The sequence below is a fragment of the Pseudomonas mandelii genome (assembly GCF_900106065.1).
In the GTDB taxonomy this organism is placed as follows: Bacteria; Pseudomonadota; Gammaproteobacteria; order Pseudomonadales; family Pseudomonadaceae; genus Aquipseudomonas; species Aquipseudomonas mandelii.
Genome location: NZ_LT629796.1, coordinates 742,697 through 766,312, shown reverse-complemented (window position 1 = coordinate 766,312; position 23,616 = coordinate 742,697). Strand labels below are relative to the sequence as shown.

Annotated in this window: 25 protein-coding genes; 8 read left to right on the top strand and 17 right to left on the bottom strand. The window is 60.4% G+C overall.

All coding sequences use genetic code 11. From position 1 onward, the window contains the following. Positions 1 to 105: 105 nt before the first annotated feature. The gene (locus tag BLU63_RS03500) at positions 106 to 1,665 is read right to left on the bottom strand and encodes an AmpG family muropeptide MFS transporter (RefSeq protein WP_010462667.1); all 1,560 of its coding nucleotides are present in this window, start codon (positions 1,663 to 1,665) and stop codon (positions 106 to 108) included. A 44-nt stretch (positions 1,666 to 1,709) separates the two neighbouring features. Further along, a complete protein-coding gene (locus tag BLU63_RS03495) occupies positions 1,710 to 2,063 on the bottom strand; it encodes an MGMT family protein (protein ID WP_010462665.1) in 354 nt (117 codons plus the stop codon). A 163-nt stretch (positions 2,064 to 2,226) separates the two neighbouring features. Here BLU63_RS03495 and BLU63_RS03490 point away from each other — a divergent pair, with 163 nt between their 5' ends. Next, a complete protein-coding gene (locus tag BLU63_RS03490) occupies positions 2,227 to 3,234 on the top strand; it encodes a DUF481 domain-containing protein (protein WP_042932327.1) in 1,008 nt (335 codons plus the stop codon). Positions 3,235 to 3,343: 109 nt separating this feature from the next. Here the strand turns inward: BLU63_RS03490 and BLU63_RS03485 are convergent, their stop codons facing one another. After that, a complete protein-coding gene (locus BLU63_RS03485) occupies positions 3,344 to 3,553 on the bottom strand; it encodes a cold-shock protein (RefSeq protein WP_002554837.1) in 210 nt (69 codons plus the stop codon). A 354-nt stretch (positions 3,554 to 3,907) separates the two neighbouring features. Between BLU63_RS03485 and dcd the strand changes: the two genes are divergently transcribed. Then, entirely contained in the window at positions 3,908 to 4,474 is a 567-nt protein-coding gene (dcd, locus tag BLU63_RS03480) for a dCTP deaminase (protein ID WP_010462661.1), read from the top strand. Between the two features lie 106 nt (positions 4,475 to 4,580). Then, positions 4,581 to 4,790: a hypothetical protein gene (locus tag BLU63_RS03475; protein ID WP_010462659.1), complete on the top strand. Its 210-nt coding sequence runs from the start codon at positions 4,581 to 4,583 to the stop codon at positions 4,788 to 4,790. 112 nt (positions 4,791 to 4,902) lie between these two features. Here BLU63_RS03475 and pdeM read toward each other — a convergent pair whose 3' ends face one another. The 10 genes from pdeM to BLU63_RS03425 form a co-directional block, all read right to left on the bottom strand. Next, entirely contained in the window at positions 4,903 to 5,562 is a 660-nt protein-coding gene (gene pdeM / locus BLU63_RS03470) for a ligase-associated DNA damage response endonuclease PdeM (protein WP_083374898.1), read from the bottom strand. Then, entirely contained in the window at positions 5,562 to 8,048 is a 2,487-nt protein-coding gene (locus BLU63_RS03465; protein WP_083374897.1) for a ligase-associated DNA damage response DEXH box helicase, read from the bottom strand. Before BLU63_RS03465 ends, pdeM begins: the two co-directional genes overlap by 1 nt. Positions 8,049 to 8,244: 196 nt before the next feature. Continuing rightward, entirely contained in the window at positions 8,245 to 9,009 is a 765-nt protein-coding gene (locus tag BLU63_RS03460) for an ABC transporter ATP-binding protein (protein WP_010462652.1), read from the bottom strand. Positions 9,010 to 9,022: 13 nt separating this feature from the next. Continuing rightward, a complete protein-coding gene (locus BLU63_RS03455; RefSeq protein ID WP_083374896.1) occupies positions 9,023 to 10,141 on the bottom strand; it encodes a succinylglutamate desuccinylase/aspartoacylase family protein in 1,119 nt (372 codons plus the stop codon). A 29-nt stretch (positions 10,142 to 10,170) separates the two neighbouring features. Beyond that, the gene (locus BLU63_RS03450) at positions 10,171 to 10,881 is read right to left on the bottom strand and encodes an ABC transporter permease (RefSeq protein ID WP_083374895.1); all 711 of its coding nucleotides are present in this window, start codon (positions 10,879 to 10,881) and stop codon (positions 10,171 to 10,173) included. Continuing rightward, a complete protein-coding gene (locus BLU63_RS03445; protein ID WP_077750284.1) occupies positions 10,878 to 11,606 on the bottom strand; it encodes an ABC transporter permease in 729 nt (242 codons plus the stop codon). Before BLU63_RS03445 ends, BLU63_RS03450 begins: the two co-directional genes overlap by 4 nt. Before the next feature lie 56 nt (positions 11,607 to 11,662). Next, positions 11,663 to 12,445 carry a transporter substrate-binding domain-containing protein gene (locus BLU63_RS03440; RefSeq protein WP_010462646.1) on the bottom strand — a complete coding sequence of 261 codons (783 nt, stop codon included), beginning with the start codon at positions 12,443 to 12,445 and terminating at the stop codon, positions 11,663 to 11,665. Positions 12,446 to 12,764: 319 nt separating this feature from the next. Beyond that, entirely contained in the window at positions 12,765 to 14,453 is a 1,689-nt protein-coding gene (locus tag BLU63_RS03435; RefSeq protein WP_083374894.1) for an ATP-dependent DNA ligase, read from the bottom strand. Continuing rightward, positions 14,450 to 15,484 (bottom strand): ligase-associated DNA damage response exonuclease, encoded by a 1,035-nt coding sequence (locus BLU63_RS03430; RefSeq protein WP_010462644.1) that lies wholly within the window; start codon positions 15,482 to 15,484, stop codon positions 14,450 to 14,452. Before BLU63_RS03430 ends, BLU63_RS03435 begins: the two co-directional genes overlap by 4 nt. Before the next feature lie 192 nt (positions 15,485 to 15,676). Beyond that, positions 15,677 to 18,127 carry a penicillin acylase family protein gene (locus BLU63_RS03425; RefSeq protein WP_083374893.1) on the bottom strand — a complete coding sequence of 817 codons (2,451 nt, stop codon included), beginning with the start codon at positions 18,125 to 18,127 and terminating at the stop codon, positions 15,677 to 15,679. Positions 18,128 to 18,305: 178 nt separating this feature from the next. Here BLU63_RS03425 and BLU63_RS03420 point away from each other — a divergent pair, with 178 nt between their 5' ends. After that, complete coding sequence (locus BLU63_RS03420) at positions 18,306 to 18,863, top strand: cysteine hydrolase family protein (RefSeq protein ID WP_083374892.1); 558 nt, start codon at positions 18,306 to 18,308, stop codon at positions 18,861 to 18,863. 120 nt (positions 18,864 to 18,983) lie between these two features. On the opposite strand, the gene BLU63_RS03415 is transcribed toward BLU63_RS03420, so the two are convergent. The 4 genes from BLU63_RS03415 to BLU63_RS03400 are packed head-to-tail and all read right to left on the bottom strand — an operon-like array spanning position 18,984 to position 20,715. Beyond that, entirely contained in the window at positions 18,984 to 19,199 is a 216-nt protein-coding gene (locus BLU63_RS03415) for an SEC-C metal-binding domain-containing protein (protein WP_083374891.1), read from the bottom strand. Then, on the bottom strand, positions 19,196 to 19,690 hold the full coding sequence (locus BLU63_RS03410) for an LEA type 2 family protein (RefSeq protein ID WP_083374890.1): 495 nt from the start codon (positions 19,688 to 19,690) through the stop codon (positions 19,196 to 19,198). The genes BLU63_RS03415 and BLU63_RS03410 overlap by 4 nt, the downstream gene beginning before the upstream one ends. Before the next feature lie 46 nt (positions 19,691 to 19,736). Continuing rightward, positions 19,737 to 20,213 (bottom strand): YchJ family protein, encoded by a 477-nt coding sequence (locus BLU63_RS03405; RefSeq protein ID WP_083374889.1) that lies wholly within the window; start codon positions 20,211 to 20,213, stop codon positions 19,737 to 19,739. Positions 20,214 to 20,217: 4 nt separating this feature from the next. Continuing rightward, positions 20,218 to 20,715 carry a DUF6231 family protein gene (locus BLU63_RS03400; protein ID WP_010462634.1) on the bottom strand — a complete coding sequence of 166 codons (498 nt, stop codon included), beginning with the start codon at positions 20,713 to 20,715 and terminating at the stop codon, positions 20,218 to 20,220. Positions 20,716 to 20,904: 189 nt separating this feature from the next. Between BLU63_RS03400 and BLU63_RS03395 the strand changes: the two genes are divergently transcribed. From BLU63_RS03395 to BLU63_RS03380, 4 genes are all read left to right on the top strand, one after another. Then, the gene (locus BLU63_RS03395) at positions 20,905 to 21,600 is read left to right on the top strand and encodes an OmpA family protein (protein WP_083374888.1); all 696 of its coding nucleotides are present in this window, start codon (positions 20,905 to 20,907) and stop codon (positions 21,598 to 21,600) included. A 90-nt stretch (positions 21,601 to 21,690) separates the two neighbouring features. Next, complete coding sequence (locus tag BLU63_RS03390; RefSeq protein WP_010462630.1) at positions 21,691 to 22,404, top strand: OmpA family protein; 714 nt, start codon at positions 21,691 to 21,693, stop codon at positions 22,402 to 22,404. A gap of 147 nt (positions 22,405 to 22,551) precedes the next feature. After that, positions 22,552 to 22,830 carry a DUF1145 domain-containing protein gene (locus tag BLU63_RS03385; RefSeq protein ID WP_010462628.1) on the top strand — a complete coding sequence of 93 codons (279 nt, stop codon included), beginning with the start codon at positions 22,552 to 22,554 and terminating at the stop codon, positions 22,828 to 22,830. Further along, positions 22,823 to 23,581, top strand: coding sequence for a collagen-like triple helix repeat-containing protein (locus BLU63_RS03380; protein WP_083374887.1), 759 nt, complete (start codon positions 22,823 to 22,825; stop codon positions 23,579 to 23,581). Before BLU63_RS03385 ends, BLU63_RS03380 begins: the two co-directional genes overlap by 8 nt. Positions 23,582 to 23,616: the final 35 nt, after the last annotated feature.

The following is a 23,616-nucleotide window of genomic DNA, read 5'->3' as shown; positions in this document are numbered from 1 at the left end:
ACGAGAAATGACGGAGCATTGTACGGGCGAGATCCGCTGGCGTACAGGCGTGCGGTCGGCGGTGTGGCACGAGGGCGGGAATCGTCGCGCCCTCTGCGAAATGTCCTACGATTCTTCCGCGACCTGGGTCGGCACCGGTTCGGGTGTCGGCGTCGGACCTGCGCGACGGCTCTCCTGGTACCAGTGCAGGGCGATCAACAGCAGGGTCGGAACACCCAGCAGCGCCGTGATCAGGAAGAAGTTGTGGTAACCGAATTTCTCCACCATGACCCCTGAATAACCGCCGATCAAGCGTGGCAGCAGGAGCATGATCGAGCTGAGCAGGGCGTACTGGGTGGCCGAGAATTTCAGGTTTGTCAGGCTCGACAGGTACGCGACGAACGCTGACGTCGCCAGGCCCGAGCTGAAGTTGTCCAGGGAAATGGTCAGGATCAGCATGTTCAGGTTGGCGCCCATGTCGGCGAGCATCAGGAACAGCAGGTTGGTGCCGGCCGATGTAATGCCGCCGATGAGCAGGATCGGCAGGATGCCGAAACGCACGATCAGCAGGCCGCCCATGCCGGCGCCGACCAGGGTCATGATCAGGCCGAAGATTTTGCTGACACTGGCGATCTGGTCCTTGGTGAAGCCCTGGTCGATGTAGAACACGTTGGCCATCACGCCCATGACCGTATCGGACATGCGGTAGGTGGCGATCAGCCCGAGCAGCAGGAACGCTTGCCAGCGGTAACGCAGAATGAAGTCGTTGATCGGCGTCAGCACCGGTGCCAGGCCGCGACGGCCCATGGCCGACAGGCACATAAACGTGAGCGTGGTGTAGAGGATGGCCCGCAGGAAGGCGCGGTCTTCGAGCAGCAGGTCGAGCGGGCTCGCGCCTTCGAACAGCACGCTGGCGAAGTCGGTGTTGTAGAGCTGGGTAAACATGGCCGGCACGGACACCAGCAGCACGATCAGCACGAACACCGACATCAGTTGATGCATAAAGCTGTAGCGGCCGGCTTGAAGTTGGGTACGCAGGGGCACAGGCGGTTCGCGCATGAACAGCGTCGTCAGCAGCGCCGGGACCATCAGGGCGCCAAACAACACGTAGGTGCCGGCCCAGGCCGAATGCTGGTAATTGAAACCCGTGGAGCCAAAGCCTTCAGCGAAAAACAGCGCGCCGGCCGTCGCCAGCAGCGCGGCGATCCGATAGCCGGACATGTAGCTGGCAGCGAGCGCTGCCTGGCGAGTGTCGTCGGCGATTTCCAGGCGATAGGCGTCAACCGCAATGTCTTGCGTCGCCGACGCGAAGGCGACGACCACGGCGATGGCGATCAGCCAGGACAAGTGCTTTTGCGGGTCGCAGAAACCCATCCCGATCAGACCGAGGATCACCAGTGCCTGGGAGAGCACCAGCCAGGAACGTCGTCGACCGAGTTTGCCGAGAAAGGGCAGGCGCCATTGGTCGAGCAGCGGGGACCAGACCCATTTAAAGGCATAGGCCAAGCCGATCAGACTTGCATAACCGATGGTTTCGCGGGCCACACCGGCCTCACGCAGCCAAACGGAGAGCGTCGAAAACACCAGCATGTAGGGCAGGCCGGCGGCGAAACCAAGCAACAACAACACAAGCGTCGAGGGGCTGGCATAGGCGGCGAGCGCGGCGCGCCAGGTTTTACGGGGCATGGGCTGGAGTCTGCCTCAAGAGTTACGGAAACAAAGCGCGCACTCTAACCGCTGTGCTCTACCGGGCGCCAGCCATGGCGCTGAATATCAACACGATTGTTCAGGATACTGACGCCTTCGGAGCGCAATCGCGCGCGCTGCTCATCCCCTGAAGGGCTGCCCACGGGCAGGCTGATCCGACCGCCGGCACCCAGCACGCGGTGCCATGGCAGCTTGGTGTCGCCGGGCAGCTGGCTCAATGTGCGTCCCACCCAGCGCGCGGCTCGGCCCAGTCCGGCCAGTTCGGCGAGTTGACCATAGCTGACCACTTTGCCTTCGGGCACCTGCGCGAGGGTCAAGTAGAGCGCCGTGCGTCGGATTTGCGCTGCACTTTCGGTTTCAGTGGTTGGGTTGGTCACGTCCGTGGTTCCTGAAAAAATTCGCCTTACCGTCCGTAGAGTAAGTCCTGGATGCGCAATTGAGAAATGAACTCAATAGAAATAGTCGGGTCAGTCCTTGCTAGGGTCTTATTCCCAGGGATAATGCCGACTTTTTTTCGCAAACTTGAGCCTGTATTTGCTTATGGTATCCAGAACCCTGCTGTGCCTTGCTGTCATGAGTGCCTCCACGCCGTTGCTCGCTGATACCGTCTGGTTGAAGAACGGTGACAAGCTGAGCGGCAAGATCACGCTGTTCGATGGCGGTAAATTGCTGATACAGACCGAATATGCCGGTGCGGTTCCGATCGACTGGAAGCAGGTCAAGACCCTGGAAAGTGATCAGGAGTTGCTGGTCAAGCAAGATGCCTACACCGGCGAGAAGGCCAAGTCGCTGCATGCAGCAGACGACGGCAAGGTGACGCTGGAAAACGGCGAAGCGCCGAAGACGGTCGAGCTGGCGAGTATCCAGCAGATTCTCAAGCCCAAGCCAGTGGTTGAAGATCTGGTGTGGAAAGGCAATGTCGACGCGGCGCTGGATTACCAGCGGGCGGAAAAAGACACCGATGACTACGACATCGACTTCAAGACCACGGCGCGCCATGGCAAATGGCGGCACACAGCGGAAGGCGAGTACAACCGCGAATTCCAGGATGACGTGGTCACTACCGACAACTGGCGGGGCGAATACTCGCTCGACCGTTTCCTGACCGAGAAGTGGTTCTGGCAAGGCCGCGCGGTCTATAAGCGCGACAAGGTAGAAGACCTCTCCCGTCAGCGCACTGTCGGTACCGGTCCGGGTTACCAGTTCTGGGATAACGAACTCGGCGCATTCTCCCTGGGCTCGCTGGTCAACCGCACGGACTATGAGTTCTCCGACGGCAGCAAGGAAAACTTCTATTCCCTGGCGATGAAGTGGGACTACAACCGTTACCTGATCGGCAAGAAGGTGGAGTTCTTCACCAATGGCGAAGTGGGCAAGCCGTTGTCGGGCGTAGCGGATTACGCGCTCGATGCCGAAATGGGCTTGCGCTACAAGGTCACCGAGTGGGCTTCGCTTAACCTCAAGGCCGAGCGAGACATCATCAGCGGTACCGACGATGCTGATCTGGACAAGACGCGTTACACCGCAGGGTTTGGTGTGGCCTGGTAAGACGCAAAAAATCGCAGCCGTGGGCTGCGATTTTTTTTGCCTGCAAAACACACAGGCACAAAAAAGCCCCGCTTTTGAGGGCGGGGCCTTTTACTAAAGCAAGTACAAGTTAGATAACTTGAACTTCTTCAGCTTGCATGCCTTTCTGACCGCGGGTAGCGATGAAAGAAACCTGTTGGCCTTCTTTCAGGCTTTTGAAGCCGTCGGATTGGATAGCTTTGAAGTGAACGAACAGGTCGTCACCGGATTGTGGAGTGATGAAGCCGAAGCCTTTTTCATCGTTGAACCACTTAACGGTACCAGTTTGGCGATTAGACATGGTGTAACTCCTTGAACAAAGATAACTGCGACGCAGGAAGAACCCTGGCCGAGACTGAGTGCAAAGAGCAGGAAAAATTCTTGTAGATGGTTGGATCGAAATTCAACATATCGTGTAGAGATTCTCAGTGACACAAGCAGCACAGTGGCGCCACCTTAACCCTTTTTCCGGAACGTGCCAATGCTTCCGGTGAAGGTTTCTCTGATTTCATGACTGACGGTCCGCCAATTTACGGCGAAGGCCCAGATATCACAGGGGATCGGCGAGAATTATGCCCCGGACTTTGAACCCGGAGCGCGCGCCCGGTAAGATGCCGGACAGAATTTTTCCACCTCGCTATTCAGGACACCCGCCATGAGCATCAAATCGGACAAGTGGATTCGCCGCATGGCGCAGGAACACGGCATGATCGAGCCGTTCGTCGAACGCCAGGTGCGCGGCAGCGACGATAACCGTGTGATCTCCTACGGCGTGTCGAGTTACGGCTACGACGTTCGTTGCACTAGTCATTTCAAGGTGTTCACCAATATTAATTCGGCCATTGTCGACCCGAAAAATTTCGATGCCGGCAGCTTCGTCGACATCCATAGCGACGTCTGCATCATCCCGCCGAACTCTTTCGCCTTGGCCAGCACCGTCGAATACTTCCGTATTCCGCGCAACGTATTGACCATCTGCCTGGGCAAAAGCACCTACGCCCGCTGCGGCATCATCGTCAACGTCACCCCGCTTGAGCCAGAGTGGGAGGGGCACGTGACCCTGGAATTCTCGAACACAACCAACCTGCCTGCGAAAATCTATGCCAACGAAGGCGTGGCGCAGATGCTGTTCCTTGAATCCGACGAAGAGTGCGAAGTGTCCTATAAGGACCGTGGCGGCAAGTATCAGGGCCAACGCGGCGTAACCTTGCCACGCACCTGATCCATTCATCTGGCAGGTCGCGGGAATTCTTGAGCGGGTAGACACTCTATTGGGTGTACTGCCCGGTTCGCGTACAGCGGACGGGGCCATCGCTCAGGAGTGCTTTATGAAGATCGATCCGCGAATAAGTGCCGAACTGGCAAGGCTTGAGCCCAATCAGATTGGCGTCCTGGCCTGGTCCTTGTTGGCACATCCAGCCATCAGCATGGCAGGGGGCATCCCCGGCCAGCCTGATCCTGATACCCCGAACGAGCAGCCTACCGAGCCCGGCGAGCCTACCCTGCCGGATGAGCCACCTCCCGCGCCCGTAGCCTGATTGCTATTACCTGCAGGGGCGAAGCTTGATTTGGACGGAGTTCCGACGAAGGCGGTGTGTCAGACAACATCATCCTTATCTGACACACCGCCTTCGCGAGCAAGCTTCGCTCCTACGCGCTGACTGGCCATATTTCGTTGTCGCCGATGACAAAGATCCTGCAGCTGTCGTCCCGTTCGATCTGATAGCCGCCGGTAAACGCGCCGAAGGCCGGGAGCAGGCTGATGTCCTCGCCCAATCTGAAACACGCCAGGCGCAAACGTTGCCGACCTTTGCCGTTCAGCCGATAAACCGGATGCACATGCCCGGCGAGCACATGCCGGTGCGGATGCGGATCGGGCTCATGCTGCAAGGCGAACGGTCCGAGCAACAACGGTTCGGGCACTACGCGTATGTTTAACGAAGCCGGCGGGTCCCCGGCGCGTTTGTCGTGGTTGCCGCGGATCAGCGTCATTGGCAGATCCGGGTGCCGCGCTCGCCACTCAGCCAGGGCGCTTAACGTGCCGCACGCATGGGAGCCGGGCCCGTGCAGAAAATCCCCAAGGAAAATCAGCTGACGGCAGGGTAGGGCGGCCAACATCCCGTCCAGCACCGCGACATTGCTGGCGGTGGTGCCATGGGGCACCGGCTGGCCAAGGCTACGATACGCCGCCGCTTTGCCAAAATGCACATCGGCGATCAGCAGGGCTTGTTGCGCCGGCCAGTAAATGGCTTTTTCCGGCAGCAGCCACAGTTCTTCACCGGCCAGACGCACGGGATAGGGCGTACTCATCAGGTTTTCCCGGTTTCGGCGGTTTTCTCAAGGTCGGTGACCATGCGACGGATACGGTCCGCGAGTTTTTCCGAGCTCATGCTTTCCCGCATGCGTTCAACCAACAGGGGAAACCCCAGCGGCGTAGGACGTTTGATCTGGTGCAGGTCCAGTTTCAGGCGATTGATACGCGCCAACGTCTGTTCCAGACGATGAATATCCAGTTCTTCCCGTAGGACTTCTTCCCCGGCCTGCGCCAGCAATAGATTCCCCGCGTCGTACTGCTTGAACACCTCGAAGAACAGTCCGCTGGAGGCTTGAACCTGGCGTGTGCTTTTCGGTGCGCCGGGGTAGCCGGCAAACACCAGTCCGGCAATTCGGGCGATTTCCCGAAAGCGGCGAAGCGCGAGTTCGCCGGCATTCAAGCTCGCGAGGACATCGTTCAACAAGTGCTCGGCGCTCAACAGGCCTGGGTTCAACACCTGCGACCAATCCACAAAGGTGGCGCTGAGCAACTCCAGCCCGTAATCATTGACCGCGATGGAAAACGTCACCGCCTGCTGCTGGCTGACCCGCCACGCCAGCAAACTCGCCAGGCCCAGATGCACCTGACGCCCGGCAAAGGGGTACAGGAACAGGTGCCAGCCTTCGCGGGATTTCAGTGCTTCGGCCAGCAACGAGTTCGAGGTCGGCAACCCGGACCAGCGTCGCTGCACCTCCAGCAGCGGCCGCAGAGCCCGCATCTCCGGGCCGATGAACTCGCCTTGCTCCGCTGCACTGAAACGCGCGACCACCGCCTGCGCCAGTTCGTTGGAAAGGGGCATCCGCCCGCCATTCCAGCGCGGCACCGCGGCTTTTTTCGCGGTGCTGCGTTTGACATAAGCGGTCATGTTTTCCACCCGCACCAACTCCAGCAAGCGCCCCGCGAACAGGAAACCGTCGCCTGGCTTCAGTCGCGCAATAAAACCTTCCTCGACACTGCCCAACTGCTTGCCGCCGCCGCCCTTGCTCCAGAACTTCAGCTGAATGCTCGCATCGCTGACGATGGTGCCGATGCTCATGCGATGTCGCCGCGCCAGCCGCGCATCCGGTACACGCCAGACGCCAAACTCGTCAGGCTCGACCCGGCGATAATCCGGATAGGCTGTCAGGGAAAGCCCGCCATGGCGTACAAACGCCAGCGCCCAAGTCCAATCCGCCGCCGTCAGGTCTTGATAAGCCCAGGTTCTACGGACTTCTTCATACAATTCGTCGGGAACAAACCCACCGCCCAGCGCCATGCTGACCAGGTGTTGAACCAGCACATCCAGCGGTTTGTGCGGCGACTCTCGGGGCTCGATGCTGCGTTGCGCGACGGCATCTTGAGCCGCCGCCGCTTCGATCAGTTCCAGGCTGTGGGTCGGCACCAACGTCACCCGTGACACACGCCCCGGCGCATGACCGGAACGCCCGGCCCGCTGCATCAGGCGCGCCACACCTTTGGCCGAGCCGATTTGCAGCACCCGTTCCACCGGCAGGAAATCCACCCCCAGGTCCAGGCTTGAGGTACAGACCACCGCTTTGAGCTGGCCTTCCTTCAGCGCTCGCTCGACCCAGTCGCGGGTGTCTCGCGACAGTGAGCTGTGGTGCAAGGCAATCAGCCCGGCCCAATCGGGGCGCGCCTCCAGCAACGCCTGATACCAGATCTCGGATTGCGCGCGAGTGTTGGTGAACACCAGGCTGCTGGGGCTGGAGTCTATTTCGGCGACGACTTGCGGCAACATCTTCAAGCCAATGTGGCCGGCCCAGGGAAATCGCTCGATGGCCGGCGGTAGCAACGTGTCGACCCGCAGTTCCTTGGACGTTTGGCCTTGAACGCTGATGCCGCCACCTTGTGGGATCAACACCTGTTCGGCGTGGGCCTGATTACCCAGCGTCGCGGAAACGCCCCACACGATCAGGTCCGTATTCCATCGACGCAAACGGGCGAGGGCCAGTTGCAGCTGCACGCCGCGCTTGTTGCCGAGCAGTTCGTGCCATTCGTCGACCACCACCATGCGCAAGGTCGATAGCGCTGCTTGCGCATCGGCACGGGCGAGCATCAGGGTCAGGCTTTCAGGGGTGGTGATCAGCGTGGTGGGCAGGCGTCGGCTCTGCCGCGCACGTTCGCTGCTGCTCGTGTCGCCGGTGCGCAGGCCGACGCTCCAGGGGATCTGCAGGTCGTGCAGCGGCGCTTCAAGGGCGCGAGCGGTGTCGGCGGCCAAGGCGCGCATGGGGGTTATCCACAGCACCGTCAGCGGTTCGGCCAGCGGTTTTCGTTTGCGAGGTTTTTCAACAGGGGCAATGGACGTGGCGTAGCGATTGAGCGCGGCAAACCAGACTGCATAGGTTTTACCGGCACCCGTGCTGGCATGCAGTAATCCGGACTCACCGCGCTTGACGGCCGTCCACACTTGCTTCTGAAAGGCGAATGGCTCCCAGTCGCGGGCGCTGAACCATTGTGATGCGTAGTCGGTGGACGATCCCATGCCGGCGGTGTGCGCTCTGAAAGTCTTCTTTCAGTGACCGCGGCGTGGGTGAACAAGTTTAATCGCAGTACTGCTGATCGGAATCTGAACCCAGTAGGAGCGAAGCTTGCTCGCGAAGGCCGAGTGTCAGGCAACGATGATGTCGGCTGATACTCCGCCTTGGCGAGCCAGCTTCGCTCCTACAGGCTTTGCAGTGTTACTTGAGGTTGCCGCTCAGGAACTGCTGCAACCGCTCGCTCTTCGGGTTGCCCAGCACGTCTTCCGGCGCGCCTTCTTCCTCGACCAGGCCCTGATGCAGAAACAGCACCTGGCTCGACACCTTGCGGGCGAAGCTCATTTCGTGAGTCACCATGATCATGGTCCGGCCTTCTTCGGCCAGGCCTTGAATCACCCGCAGCACTTCACCCACCAGCTCAGGGTCGAGCGCCGAGGTCGGTTCATCGAACAGCATGACTTCCGGTTCCATGGCCAATGCCCGCGCAATCGCCACGCGTTGCTGCTGGCCACCGGAAAGAAACGCCGGGTATTGATCCGCCACGCGCGCCGCCAGCCCGACCTTGTCGAGGTAACGCCGCGCGCGGTCTTCGGCTTCCTCTTTGCTGCAACCCAGCACCCGGCGCGGGGCCATGGTGATGTTTTCCAGCACCGTCATGTGGCTCCACAAGTTGAAGTGCTGGAACACCATGGCCAGGCGGGTGCGGATTTTTTGCAGTTCATCGGGGTCAGCCACGTGCATGCCGTGGCGGTCCTTGATCATGCGGATGTTCTGGCCGTCCAGGGTCATGGCGCCGTCATTGGGCTGTTCGAGAAAGTTGATGCAGCGCAGAAAGGTGCTTTTGCCCGAGCCGCTGGCGCCGATCAGGCTGATGACGTCGCCGGTGTTGGCCTTGAGTGAAACGCCTTTGAGCACATGATGATCGCCATAGCTTTTATGCAGGCCTTCGATGGTCAGTTTGTACATGGGGCATGCATCCTCAAGGCGAAAGTAGGTAGCCGCTGCGATAGGCCTCGGTGCCCGCGACGTGCGCGATCACCATGCCGGCAGTGGCCATGCGCCGCAGCGAGCGGGCGTACATCAGGCCGGCGGCGGTGCAATGAACGGGTGTGACGCGATCGTTGATCGGGTCGATGATTTCGGCGATCAGTTGCCCGGCTTCGAGGTATTCCCCCGGCAGTGCGGTGAACACCAGCAGACCGCCTACCGGTGTCGACACCGGCTCGACGCCGGCCAACGGGGTGGCGGGGTAGGGCAGTTCGGGCAATGGCGCCGCTTCGCCGGCAATGGCGCCGAAGTGAATCAGGTAGTCGATCAGCGCCTGGCAGTCGAGACTGGCCAGAGGATGATTGACGTCGCCCTGGCCGCGCAACTCGACGGTGACCGAGAAACTGCCCAGCGGGATGTTGAACTGTTCGCCGAAGCGTTCTTTCAACTGCCACCAGAGCAGGGTGAAACATTCATCGAACGACTGACCGCCGGAATCGGTGGCCAGCAGGCTCGCTTCGGCACCGATGTAACGGGCCAGCGGCTCGACCTGCGGCCAGGCTTCGGGTGTGGTGTAAAGGTGGGCGACTGCTTCGAAATCGCAATGCAGGTCCAGCACCACGTCCGCATCGCAGGCCAGCCGTTGCAGGGTCAGGCGTTGGGATTGCAGCTGAGTACTGGCGGTTTGCCGAGCGAGGGCGTTGCGCAGGCTTTCGCGGATCAACTCGAGGTTGCGCTGCGGCTCATCGCCAAGCTGGCCTTCGATTTCGTTGCCCACCGCTTCGCTCAAGTCGACGAACCAGCGATTGAAGTTCTGCCCGCTTTCCAGCTCGTAGCGGCCCAGCGGCACATCCATCAGCACCTGTTCCAGGCCGACCGGGTTCGCCACCGGCACCAGCACGATTTCGCTGCGCAGGCGGCCGGTGGCTTCAAGTTCCGCCAGGCGCTGCTTGAGGTGCCAGGCCACCAGCATGCCGGGCATTTCATCGGCATGCAGGGACGACTGGATGTAGATCTTGCCTTTGGCCGACGTTGGGCCGAAGTGGAAACTGTGAATCTGTCGAGCGGTCCCCGGCAGCGGGGCCAGCAAGTCATGTATCTGGTGGCGCATGTTTGTCTCTTTATTCCTGAAAGCGGGTCCTAGTGGGTCGGCCCGAGGAACGCCAGCCATCGGCGTTCGGCGAGGCGGAACAGGCCGACCAGCGCGAAGGTAACGGTCAGGTAGATCAGCGCAGCGATGCCGAACGACTGGAAGGTGAGGAAGGTCGCCGAGTTGGCGTCCCGCGCGACTTTCAGGATGTCCGGGATGGTCGCGGTGAACGCCACGGTGGTCGAGTGCAGCATCAGAATCACTTCGTTGCTGTAATAAGGCAACGAGCGACGCAGGGCCGACGGCATGATCACGTAGGCATACAGCTTCCAGCCTGTCAGGCCGTAGGCCTTGGCCGCTTCGACTTCACCGTGGGCCATGCTGCGGATCGCCCCGGCGAAAATCTCCGTGGTGTAGGCACAGGTGTTCAGGGCGAACGCCAGGATCGTGCAGTTCATCGCATCGCGAAAGAACGCATCCAGTACCGGTTGGGCGCGCACGGCGGCCAGGCTGTAGATGCCGGTGTAGCAAATCAGCAACTGGATATACAGCGGCGTGCCGCGGAACAGGTAGGTGTAGAACTGCACCGGCCAGCGAATGTAGAAGTGCGGCGAGACCCGGGCGATGGACAGCGGGATCGACACCAGGAAACCGATGACGATCGAGGCGGTCAGCAGCCACAGGGTCATGGCCAGGCCCGTGATGTTGTAGCCGTCGGTATAAAGGAAGGATTTCCAGTATTCCTGCAAGAGTTCGATCATCGTACGGCCTCCCGGGAACCGGCGGCGTAGCGGCGTTCGAGCCAGCGCAGGACGAAGTTGGAAGCGCTTGTGATGAGCAGGTAAATCAACGCGGCAAGCACGAGGAAGTAAAACAGTTGATAGGTGCTCTTACCGGCGTCCTGCGCTGCTTTGACCAAATCGGCGAGGCCGATGATCGACACCAGCGCGGTGGCCTTGAGCATCACCATCCAATTGTTGCCGATACCCGGAAGGGCAAAGCGCATCATCTGCGGGAACACCACGATTCGGAAACGCTGGCCTCGTTTTAGGCCATACGCGGTAGCGGCTTCGACCTGGCCCCGAGGCACGGCGAGAATCGCCCCGCGGAAGGTTTCGGTGAAATACGCGCCATAGATGAAGCCCAGGGTGATGACCCCGGCGCTGAACGGGTTGATCTCGATGTATTCCCATTCCATGAAATCGGTAAACGACGTCAGCCAGGTTTGCAGGCTGTAGAAAATCAGCAGCATCAGCACCAGGTCCGGCACGCCGCGAATCAGCGTGGTGTAGATCTGGGCCGGAACCCGCACCAGTTTGACTTTTGACAGTTTGGCGGTGGCGCCGAGCAGGCCGAGCAATACGGCCACCAGCAGCGACAATGCCGATAATTTGATGGTCATCCAGGTGCCTTCCATCAGCAACGGACCGAAGCCCTTGAGGCTGAAGGCTGAGAGCCCCAGGTTTTGTAATAGGTTTTCGAACATAAATCAGCAACCTGATCGGGTGAAAAAAGCGCCCATCGCGAGATGGGCGCCGGGCATTATTTGCCGCTGTACAGATTCAGATCGCCAAAGTGTTTCTTCTGAATGGTGGCGTAGGTGCCATCGTCGTGTAACGCTTTGATACCTTTATTCAAAAGCTCTTTGAGGTCTTTGTTACCTTTAGAGATACCGATAGCTGTTTTGGCCGGCAGCAATTCGCTGTCAACCGGCTTGCTGACTTCGTAGCCTTCGCCCTTTGGCGACTTCAAGAAGCCCAGTTCGGCTTGCAGCATGTCCTGGATCGCAGCGTCGAGACGACCCGACATCAGGTCGGAATACACCTGATCCTGGTTCTGATAGGCCTGGGTCTTCACGCCGGCCTTGTCCAGCACTGCCTTGGCGTACGCTTCCTGGATGGTGCCTTGCTCGTAACCGACAGTCTTGCCTTTCAGAGAAGCGACGTCTTCGCTCAGGCCGGAACCCTTCTTGAATACATAGGCGGTTGGGCCGGAGAAGAGTTCGTTGGAGAAGTCGATGACTTTTTCGCGGGCCGGGGTGACGGTCATCGAAGAGATCACACCGTCGAATTTATTGGCCTTGAGGCCCGGAATCATGCCGTCGAAATCGCTTTCGACCCATTTGCACTTGACCTTCAGCTCGGCGCAGATCGCGTTCCCCAGATCGATGTCAAAGCCCACCAGGCTGCCGTCGGCCGCTTTCGATTCGAACGGAGCATAGGAAGGGTCAACGCCAAAACGCAGTTCTTTGTATTCCTTTGCCATGGCGGAGCCAGCAGCCATGCACAACGCCAGTGCAGAAAGGGTCAGCAATGCTTTTTTCATTATTCAATCCCTAAGAACCAATATGAGCGCTTGTGGCGCAGAATTATTGTTACTGGAAAGCGTAAGACCCATTGAAAGTAGCAATTTCCGAACCAGAGTCCCGAACAAGCGTTTTAAAAGGTGATACAAGAAATGGCAATAGGGGATTTGTGCACGGAATCGGGCATCGGAAAATAGCCGCACCAAATCAGGTCATGGAGGCGCAAGTCCTGTGGCGAGGGAGCTTGCTCCCGCCGGAGCGCGAAGCGGTCCCGCTGTAGAAAATTTGCGACGGCTTCGCAGCCGAACGGGAGCAAGTTCCCTCGCCACAAAGTTTCTTTCAGCCCAACAAATCTTGCAGCGTTGCGAGGTTGTCGGCTTCTTCCACTGACTTGTCCTGCCGCCACCTCAACATTCGCGGAAACCGCACGGCAATCCCGCTCTTGTGGCGTTTCGACAGGGCAATGCCCTCGAACCCCAGCTCAAACACCAGACTCGGTTTCACACTGCTCACCGGCCCGAATTTCTCCACCGTGGTTTTGCGCACGATGCTGTCGACCTGGCGCATTTCCTCGTCGGTCAGCCCTGAATAGGCTTTGGCGAAAGGCACCAGGGTACGTTCGCTGGCGTCCGGCGGGCCATCCCAGACCGCGAAGGTGTAATCACTGTAGAGATTCGCCCGGCGACCATGGCCGCGCTGCGCATAAATCAACACCGCGTCGACGCTGAAGGGGTCGACTTTCCATTTCCACCAGACGCCCATATCCTTGGTCCGGCCGACGCCATACAGCGCATCCCGGGCCTTGAGCATCATGCCCTCGACACCGAGGCTGCGGGAGGCCTCGCGTTGTCTGGCGAGGTCGAACCAGTCTTCGCCGGTCAGCACCGGGGAGGGAAGTAATACCGGGTTGTTGCAGGTGGCGATCAGTTGATCCAGCTGATCGCGGCGCCTGGCCTGAGGTTGGCTGCGCCAGTCCTCGCCTTGCCATTCCAGCAAATCGTAGGCGAGGACCACCACCGGCACTTCTTCGAGAATTTTCCTGTCCAGGGTTTTGCGGCCGATCCGCTGTTGCAACAGTGCGAAGGGCAGCACCGCCGGAGCGGACGGCGATTGTGGATTGAAGGCATCGTCAGTGTTGGGGCGAGTGGCTTTCCAGGCGACGATTTCACCGTCGATCACTGTACCGTCAGGCAGTCCGTGCAACAGGCTGTCGAGTTCGGGGAAACGCTCGGTTACCAGTTCTTCGCCGCGTGACCAGACCCACAGGCGCCCGTCACGCTTGATCACTTGGGCGCGGATGCCGTCCCACTTCCATTCCACCTGCCACTGGCTGGCCGGGCCGAGCACGGCGTCGAACTGCTCGACCGGTTGCGACAAGGCATGGGCCAAGAAAAACGGGTAAGGCTGACCTCCACGCTGGGCATGTTCGTCGGGCGATTCGGCCGCGATCAATTTCAGGTAACTGACGGCGTTCGGGCGATTGGACAGGTCGGTGTACCCGACCAGCCGCTGGGCCACGCGTTTGCTGTCGAGTCCGGCCATGGCTGCCAGGGCTCGCGTCACCAGCAGTTTGGAGACGCCGACGCGGAAACTGCCGGTAATGAGTTTGATGCAAAGCATCAGGCTGTGACGGTCCAGTTGTGCCCAGAGTGCGGGCAATCGTGCGGCGAGGACTTCCGGGGATTCGCCACGCAGGGGCAGCAGCTTGTCTTCAATCCACACCGCCAGCCCGTCGGTGGAGCTGTGCAGGGTTTCAGGCAGGACCAGCGAAATGGTTTCCGCCAGATCGCCAACCGCCTGATAACTTTCTTCGAACAGCCACGGCTCAAGGCCGGAAAACTCGACGGCCAGCTCACGCAGCACGCGCACCGGCACCAGCTGCCGAGGTCGCCCTCCGGACAAAAAGTACACCGCCCACGCCGCATCTTCGGGGGCCGCCTTGGCGAAGTAAGCCTGCATCGCGGCCAGTTTGGCATTGCTTGACGTGGTGGCGTCGAGTTCGGCATACAGCTCGGCGAAGGCCTTCATGTCGCCACCTCGGCGTGCTCGGTTTCGACGGCCGCGTTGTCTTCCTCATCGTCGCCGTATTCGGTGCTGAAACCCATGGCATCAAGGCCCTGTTCGCGCAGATGCCGCACCAGCACCGCCACCGAACCGTGGGTGACCATGACCCGTTCGGCGCCGGTTTGTTCGATGGCCCAGAGCAGGCCGGGCCAGTCGGCGTGGTCGGACAATACAAAGCCACGGTCCACGCCGCGTCTGCGCCGCGTGCCGCGTAATCGCATCCAGCCGCTGGCGAAGCCGTCGCTGTAGTCGCCAAACCGGCGCATCCAGTTGCTGGCGCCAGCCGATGGCGGGGCGATGACCAGCGCCTTGCGCATCATCGGATCGCTCTTTTGCACGTCGCCGGCGTAGATCGTCGGCGGTATATAAACGCCGCTCTCGCGGTACACCCGGTTCAGCGGGTCCACCGCGCCATGCACCAGAATAGGGCCGAGGCTGGCGTCAATGCCATGGAGAATGCGCTGGGCCTTGCCGAAGGAATAGCAGAACAGCACGCTGGTTTTGTCGGCGGCGGCATTGGCCTGCCACCACTGATTGATCTCGCCAAAGATCTGCGCCTGGGGTTGCCAGCGATAGATTGGCAGGCCGAAGGTCGACTCGGTGATGAAGGTGTGGCAGCGCACCGGCTCGAAGGGTGCGCAGGTGCCGTCGGGCTCGATCTTGTAATCCCCCGAGGCGACCCAGACTTCGCCGCCGTATTCAAGGCGCACCTGGGCTGAGCCGAGGACGTGGCCGGCAGGGTGAAAACTCAGGGTGACGCCGTGGTGCCGCAAGCGCTCGCCATAGGGCAGGGTTTGCAGGCTGATGTCCTGGCCCAGTCGCGCACGCAAAATCCCTTCACCGGGTGCGGCCGCCAGGTAATGCTGGTTGCCTGTGCGGGCATGGTCGCCATGGGCGTGCGTGATGACCGAACGCTCGACCGGCCGCCACGGGTCAATATAGAAATCGCCGGCGGGGCAGTACAAACCTTCAGGGCGCGCGATAACAAGATCCATGTTGTTACCAAAATGGGGGGGCTTGTTAGCTATGAGGTTGGCGCGAAGCGAGAAGTTCTATCGAGTTTCGCGCGATGATCGTTCCCATGCTCTGCGTGGGAATGCAGCCCGTGACGCTCCGCGCCACTGGACGCGGAGCGTCCCTAGAGGCATTCCCACGCAGAGCGTGGGAACGATCAGTGGCGAAAGGGGTTACTTGCCGGGTGTCAGGGTCAACCGTGTCTTGCCGTACACCTTGTCAAAGTTCTGCGGTTGCATCGGCAGGCTCATGTATTGCCCCTTCAGCCATGGATCAATGCTGTCGAGGTAGTGCGGGCTCGCCGGGTTGCCGGACTGACCGGTGCTGTTCTGCCCCATCAGCGGTTCTGCCTGGCTGAAGTCCACGATAAAGCGCATGGCTGGCGCCAGCGTCGTGTTGAAGTCCTGACCCCAGGTGAAGGCCGCCGTGTTCAGCGTCGTGTGGTCGCCGCCGGCCGCGAGCGGACCGCGCACGGTCTGGCCGCTGGCATTCTTCCACTCATAGCGGTGCAACTTGCCCCACTGCCAGGCTTTGTGATCGCCGCCCAATTGACTGTCACCGGCGCTGATCGCCGCCGCCAGACTGCGAGCGAGGATTGCCGGCTTGTCTTCTTTCTGCGGCGTGCGTGCGTCATCCCAGAACGGACTGTCTTCACGGCCCAGCAAGTGATCGGCCTGAGCCGCGTAGGACAACTTGCCGTTGGCGATAAAGGCTTTCCACGCCGGGCTGCTTTCCGGGCCCAGTTCGTCGAGGAAGATCTGTTTGGTGCTTTCCTGCAGGAACAGCTCGTAGATCGCCGCATCCGCAGAGGTCGGGCTGAGTTTGCCGTCGAAGGCCATCAAACGGGTGTACGCCTCGCGAGCCTTGCCGCGATCGGCAACCGGCAGGGCTTCGATGGCTTGTTTGAGCGGCTGGGCCATGCCCGGCGCTTCAAACATTTTTTTCAGTTTGGCGGCGAACGTCGTGGTCTGGTCGTATTGCATCGCGATCACGCTGCGCGTGTCGTGTTTGCCCACACCCGCCAGTTCGGCCAGGCGTTCGCCACGTTCCGGAGCCGACCAGGAATTTGACAGCTGCATGCCGTAGCCATGGGGAATGACCCGCTGGTTGGCGGTGCCGAGCCAGCCTTGGGACGGGTCCTGGTCATACGGGTGGAGCATCGGGTCGGCGTAGCCGTCCCAATCGTAGCGACCTTCCCAGCCCGGCGACGGCAGCAGGCCTTCGCCTTCGCGACGGTTCGGGTAACGCCCGGTGACTTGCCAGCCGATGTTGCTGGCATCGGCGAACACCAGGTTCAAGGCGATGGCGCGGATTTCACGGCTGGCGTCCGAGGCTTTCTCGACGGTCTGTGCCCGGGACAGGTCGAAAAACGCGTCCAGGGTTTTATCGTCGGTGAAATTCGGCGTCTGCAAAGCCAGGCCGAAACCATTGGCCAGCGTCATGCCCTGGGCGCTGTTGAGCAAAGGACCGTGGCGGGTTTCGTACACCACTTCGCGAATCGGTCGCTGGCCTTTGACGAAGTAGGTTTCGTTGCGCACGATCGCCGGCTGCCATTTGCCGCCGACTTCATAGGTGAGGCCGTTGCCCTGGCGTTTGATTTTTTCCAGGAACAGGTCCTGGTTGTCGCCCATGACCGAGGTCATGCTCCACGCCACTTTGCTGTTGAAACCGCCGAGCACCATGGGCAAACCGGCAATCGTCACGCCAGAGGCCTGGTACTTCGGTGCGCGAATCTGCACGTAGCTGAACAACGACGGCACACCCAAAGGCCCATGGCTGTCGCTGGCCAGCAGGCTTTTGCCACTGCGGCTGCGTTGCGGGCCGATGGCCCAGTTGTTCGACGAGGTGGCGCCCAGCAGATTCAGGTCGGACAGTTGCCCGGTGGCTTTGCTGATTTGCGTCAGGCCCGGGATGGCGCCATTGAGCTTGATGCCCTGCAGTTTTTCAGCTTCGCCCAGCGGCAGTTTTTCGTCGGGGGCGGACGGCGTCAGCCACCCGAGTTTGTCCGTGGTGACGGTCTGGGCCAGCATCAGCGCGTTGATCTCTTCCGGCAGGTTGGCCGACTGACTGAAGTTCAGCAGGCAGAAAATCAGCGCCGAGTCTTCCGGTTGCCAGTATTCAGGCTTGTAACCGCTGGCGGCGAGGTCGGCCGGCAGCTTGTCGCGGAAACGGAACAGGTAGGCGTTGACGCCGCGCGCATAGACTTCGAAGAAGCGTTTGAGGCGCGGCGACGATGCCTTGTACAACTCGCCCGCGCTTTTCTTCAGATTGACGGCGCGCATGTAGCGGTCGGCGTCCAGCAGGTCCGAACCGGACATCTCTGACAAACGGCCCTGGGCCAACAGGCGCAAGGTGACCATTTGCGTGATGCGGTCGCTGGCGTGGACGTAGCCGAGGGCGAACAGGGCGTCGTGGAAGCTGTTGCTTTCGATCAGCGGCATGCCCATGGCATTGCGGCGCACCGAAACGTTCTGCGCCAGGCCCTTGAGCGGCTGTACGCCGGTGGTCGGCGGGAGGGTGTCCTGGGTGTTCCAGGTCTGACAACCGGTCAGGCTCAAAACACCGGCCACTGCTGCGGCAACGCCGAACCGGGGAAGAAAATGTGTAAGGGCTGGCGAGGCCATGGCAAAGCTCCTGCGGGGGGTAGCGTCATTAAAGGCGCTACGTTAGTGAGCAGGAGGAGGGCGCGCAAGCAGGGTGTCAGGTTATTTCAGGATTTGTCCGATAAACACAATCTTGCCTGTAAGCGGAAGTGATGCTGAAGTGCCTGAAATTCAATGACCTGTTGTGAGAAAAGTCGGCATGGAGCTTAAGACCAACGCAGCACTGATCATCATCGACCAACAAAAAGGCATTTTGCAGCCCCGGCTCGGTCGCCGAAATAATCCTCAGGCCGAGGAACGGATTGTCGATTTACTGGCGTATTGGCGGCGAACCGGACGGCCGGTGATTCATGTGCAGCACCTGTCCCGTTCACCGGAATCGGTGTTCTGGCCGCAGCAAGCAGGCGTTGAGTTTCAGGAACGCTTCATGCCCCAGGCCGGCGAACAACTGATTCAGAAACAGGTACCGGATGCATTTTGTGCGACCGGGCTGGAGGCGAGTTTGCGCGAGGCGGGGATCGAGCAGTTGATCATCGTTGGCGTTGCGACCCATAACTCGGTGGAGTCCACGGCGCGAACGGCCGGGAACCTGGGATTTGACGCGTGGGTGGCGGAGGATGCGTGCTTTACGTTCGACAAGGCCGATTATTTTGGCCATGCGCACTCAGCCGAGGAAGTGCATGCGATGTCGCTGGGGAATTTGCACGGGGAATATGCGACGGTCGTGAGTACTGCACAGATATTGAAGGCTGGCTGAGTTCCCTGCGGGAGCGACGCACCGTCGCTCCCGCAGGGGGATGCGTGCACAGAACCAATGTGGGAGCGGGCTTGCTCGCGAGGTCGATTCAAGCGGCGAAGACGTTCTTCGCCCGAAGCATCAAGCGCCGTGGCACTTCTTGAATTTCTTGCCGTTGCCGCATGGGCAAGGGTCGTTGCGGCCGACATCTTTCAGGGTGTTGCGCACCGGTTCCTGGTGGGCGTGGCCGCAGTTCGGGCCGTGGACATGGCCGTGGTCGTGGTCGTGATCATGGTGGTCGTGATGGTCATGATCGTGGTTGCAGTCAGGGCCATGGACATGGGGTTGCTGGGTCATCGGTTTTGCTCCGGAATTAAATCGGCGGGGATTATCACGCCATTGCGCGCCAGGTGCACGTAGTGCGCGATGAATAAACCGGTTTCCATTTCACCTTCCAGACGATAGGGGATGGGCTGATCGGGTTTTTTCAGCATTTTCACCAGGTCCCGCACCTTGGGCCACAGGTTGGTGCGGATCGGCACCTTGAAATAGGCGCTGCGTTTGGGGCCGACGGTGAACCAGTGTTCATGCTCGCCTTCGGCCAGCAGCATGTCGCCCAAGTGAATACGGTACTCGAGGCCGCGCACCGTCAGGTCGCTGTCATTGGGATTGTCGACGCGAAAGTGCAGGATGAATTTCTGCTCCAGCAGTTTGGCGCGGACCACTTCAACCTTCACCAGGTGCACCTGCGGGTCCGGCAGATCGTCTCCGAACCAGGACGCGCAGCCGCCGAGCCCCAGAAAGAGGAGCGAGGAGAAGAGAAAAAGTGCAAGGCGCCGGGTGATCATGGTCGTGTTTCTCCCTAGAACGCCAGTCTAGCCCTTTGGAATCACCTCACGCGCCGAAATACCCCGCGCAACACTTCTTGAATTTCTGCCCGCTGGCGCACGGGCAGGCATCGTTGCGTCCGGCCTTGAGTGGCACGGTGGGGTCGATGAAGTACCAGTGCCCGCCGTTCTGCACGAACGAGGAGCGCTCGCGGTGGCTGTGTTCACCCCCACCGTCATGCCAGCGTGCGGTGAACGTGACGAATGCGTGTTCCGGTTGACCGCCCAATACCTCGGAGCTTTCCACCTCCAGACCCAGCCAGGTGCTTTGCGCGCTCCAGTCGCTGATGGACTGACGATCCAGGCCGGCCTGTTGCGCGGGTAGGGTGGTTGCCACCAGATAGTCGATCAAACCCAGCACATAAGCGCTGTAGCGCGAGCGCATCAAGGCTTCGGCGCACGGCGCCGGATGCCCGGCATGGTAATGGCCGCAGCAGGCATCGAGCAGGGTGCCGCTGCCGCAAGGGCAAATGGATGTACTCATTGCGTTACCACCAATATTTCCCGAAGTTTTCCGGATTGGCCCAGAACCGTGAGTTGAGCCAGTCGGGCACCTGTTTATAGTCAAGCAGATCGTAGGTGAACAGCGTCAGCACTTGTTCATCGCGCTGGAAGCGTTCACTGGCTTGCAAGGCCAGGGAAAAGAAATCCGTCTCCTGCCAGCCGCTGGCCGGCAAATCCGCCAGCACCGCAATGCGGCTGGCGTTCAGATTACGGATCCCGCCTAAAAGATTCAGACCGTCACGCTTTGGCAGGTGTTCAAGGCAATCGACCACCAGCGCCAGATCAAAGCGGCGCGCCGCCAGTTCGGCCGGCAGTGCACCCGGTGCCGCATGCGCCACGCAGCTGTCCGGGTGCGCGAGCTTGAACGCCTCAAGTGCGGGGAATTCGCTGGCGCCGATCAACAACAGGCGCGCGGGGGCGTATCGATCAAGCAAAGCGGCCAACGCCTGCTGGGGCGTGCGCGAAGAAATACCTGCAATCATCAGAGTTCCTCAAAAAGAGCACCAAGACTAGCCTGCCCAAACGTGCGGGCCTAGAGCGGGTTTGCACCAAAATCGGCGAACGGCCGTGAATACGTGACTAAACAGCGGTGGCCTATTGCTGGCGGAGATTAAAACTCCGGTCTTTACTCCCTGAATCGGTTTCAAGCCGATCCCTCAGGAGAAAACTAGATGAGCATAGTTCGGACAGCATTACCCTTGGTTCTGCTAACCAGTGTGTTGACTGGTTGCGCAGGTTTGCAGAAAACCGACTGGCCGACCTGTGCAGGGGTCGGTGGTGTCATCGGTGCGGGTCTCGGTGCGACCGAGAGTACGGCATGGGCGGGGTATGGCGCGCTGGCCGTCGGCAGTTTCGCCGCGGCTTATTGCTGGGTGCATGGCGATGGCGACGAAGACGGCGATGGTGTGCCGGACAGTCGCGACAAGTGTCCGGGTACGCCTCGAGGCGTGAAGGTCGATGCCGACGGCTGCCCTCCACCGGTACCTGCGCCAGTGGTCGAAGAAGTCGTGGTGGTCAAGGAAGAAGTCATTGTCATCCGCGATGTCCACTTCCAGTTCGACAAAGCCACACTCACGCCTGCCGATAAAGATGTACTCAACACAATCGCCACGCGCCTGAAACAGGAAGCCTCCACCGCTCAATTGACCGTGACCGGCCATACCGACAGCGTGGGCAGTGATACCTACAACCAGAAACTGTCGGATAAGCGTGCTCACTCGGTGGTTGAATACCTCATCCAGCAAGGCGTCCCACGCAGCAGCTTCGTGTCTGTGACCGGTGCCGGTGAAAGCCAGCCGGTGGCCGATAACAAAACCGCTGACGGCCGTGCGCAGAACCGTCGCACGGAAATCAAAATCAACCGCTAAGTCCCATCCGCTCCGCGGCTTGTGCAGTCGCGGATGCGGGTCTTTACTCCTGTGTAACCGGTATGGGCCGGTAACACAGGAGCTTTCACAATGAGCGTTCTCACAAGGACCGTCTTGCCGGTTCTGCTGCTAGGCAGCCTGTTGACCGGTTGCGCCACTCACAGCGATGGCACCGCCCCTCTCAATCAACGTACCTGGCCGATCTGCAGCCTCATCGGCGGACTGGTCGGCGGCGGTCTGGGCGCGATTGAAAGTGCCGGCTGGGCAGGCGGTGGCGCAGCACTCGGTATCTTGACCGGTGGCTTGATCTGTTACGCCCAGGATGGCGATGAGGACGAAGACGGCGTTTTCGATCGGCGTGATCGTTGCCCCGATACCCCGGCCAATACGCCTGTCGAACACCATGGTTGTCCGCTGCCGCAGTACCCGGCCAGCGTGAAACCTGTCGAAGTTGTTGAGCCCGAAGTCATCACGCTGCCCAGCGACGTGCTGTTTGCCTTCAACAAGTCTGACCTGAGTCCCGCCGCGCAGAGTCAATTGGATTCGCTGATGTCCAAACTGCAATTCGCCGATGTGGTGAGCATCAAGGTGATCGGTCATACCGACAGCGTCGGTTCGGATGAATACAACCAGGCACTTTCGGAGCGTCGCGCCAGCAGTGTGGCAGCTTATCTGTTGAGCCAGGGCATTGCGCCGAGCAAACTCACCAGCGAAGGCAAAGGCGAAAGCCAGCCGTTGGCCGACAACGAAACGGATGAAGGACGCGCGAAAAACCGTAGGGTGGAATTGCACATTAATCGCTAAGCCCCGTAATAGAGCCGTCGGACAACAGTGGCTGTTGATTCGACGGCCATTCGGCGGCCTTCATGAAGAATTTTCTGTTGCCCTCTGGCTTATCCCTCGCGGAAGCCGTTACTGTGCGCGCAAAGAATAATTCTCAACGGGGGGCGTATGAAGGTGTTTTGGGGGCTGGGGAAGTTGTTGACCCTGCTGTTTTGGCTGGTGGTGCTGGTCAATCTGCTGATGCCGTTTGTCAATCCGTTGCACCTGCTGGTCAATCTGGCTGGCGGCGTGTTGGCGTCTCTTCATCTGCTTGAGGCGGTGTTCTGTTTCCGCAGCCTCAGAGGTCGCGCCCACCCTTGGCGTGATCGCTTGAAGATCCTGTTTTTCGGCGTATTCCACCTGCAAACCCTCCCGGCTCCGACCGTATCGAAGGCTTCCCATGCGTAAACTCTGTCTGCTCGCCGCACTCATCAGCCCATTGGCCTGCGCCCAGGTGGTCAGTGTCGAAACCAATTCATTGATGCGCCTGCCCAACACCGCCAGCACCTTGCAGCTTGAACGCCTGGAAGTCGCCGATTACGGCACTTTGTTGATTCCTTCGAACGTGACCGAAGTTACCGTCGGCGAATTGCATCTGGGGCGTGAGGCGCGGATCGCCATCGTGCCAAGTGAACAGGTACTGGAATTGAAAGTCAGTCGTGCCGAATTGTCTGAAGGCAGCCAGATCACGGCTCGTGGGGCGCCGGGGACTTACCTCAAGGCCGCTCGCTCCGGACGCAACCTGAATTTGCAGATCAAGGCACTGAATGCACCGCTGTTGTCAGTAGACGCTCGCGGTGGCGCGGGTGCGCCAGGTTTTGTCGGCCTCGATGGGGCCAACGGTCAGGCGCCGGGTTGCACATGGGGTCAGGCCGGCCGCGGTGCCGATGGCAGCAATGGCAGTGATGGTCAGCCGGGGGCGCCGGGGGCGCTGGTCAGGCTGGAAGTGCCACGGGATTATCCGGTTGAACAGATCAAGGTTCAGGTGGCGGGTGGTGCCGGTGGCATCGCGGGGCCTGGCGGCAAGCCGGGCGCGGGCGGCAAGGCCAAGGGCTGCCTCGTTTACGAGGCCGATGGCGGCAAAAGCGGTCGTCCTGGGATTGATGGACAGCCGGGGCCTGCGGGTGCGGCGGGTTCGGTGACCGTTCAAAGGTTGTAAGAACGACCGAGATCCTGTGGCGAGGGAGCTTGCTC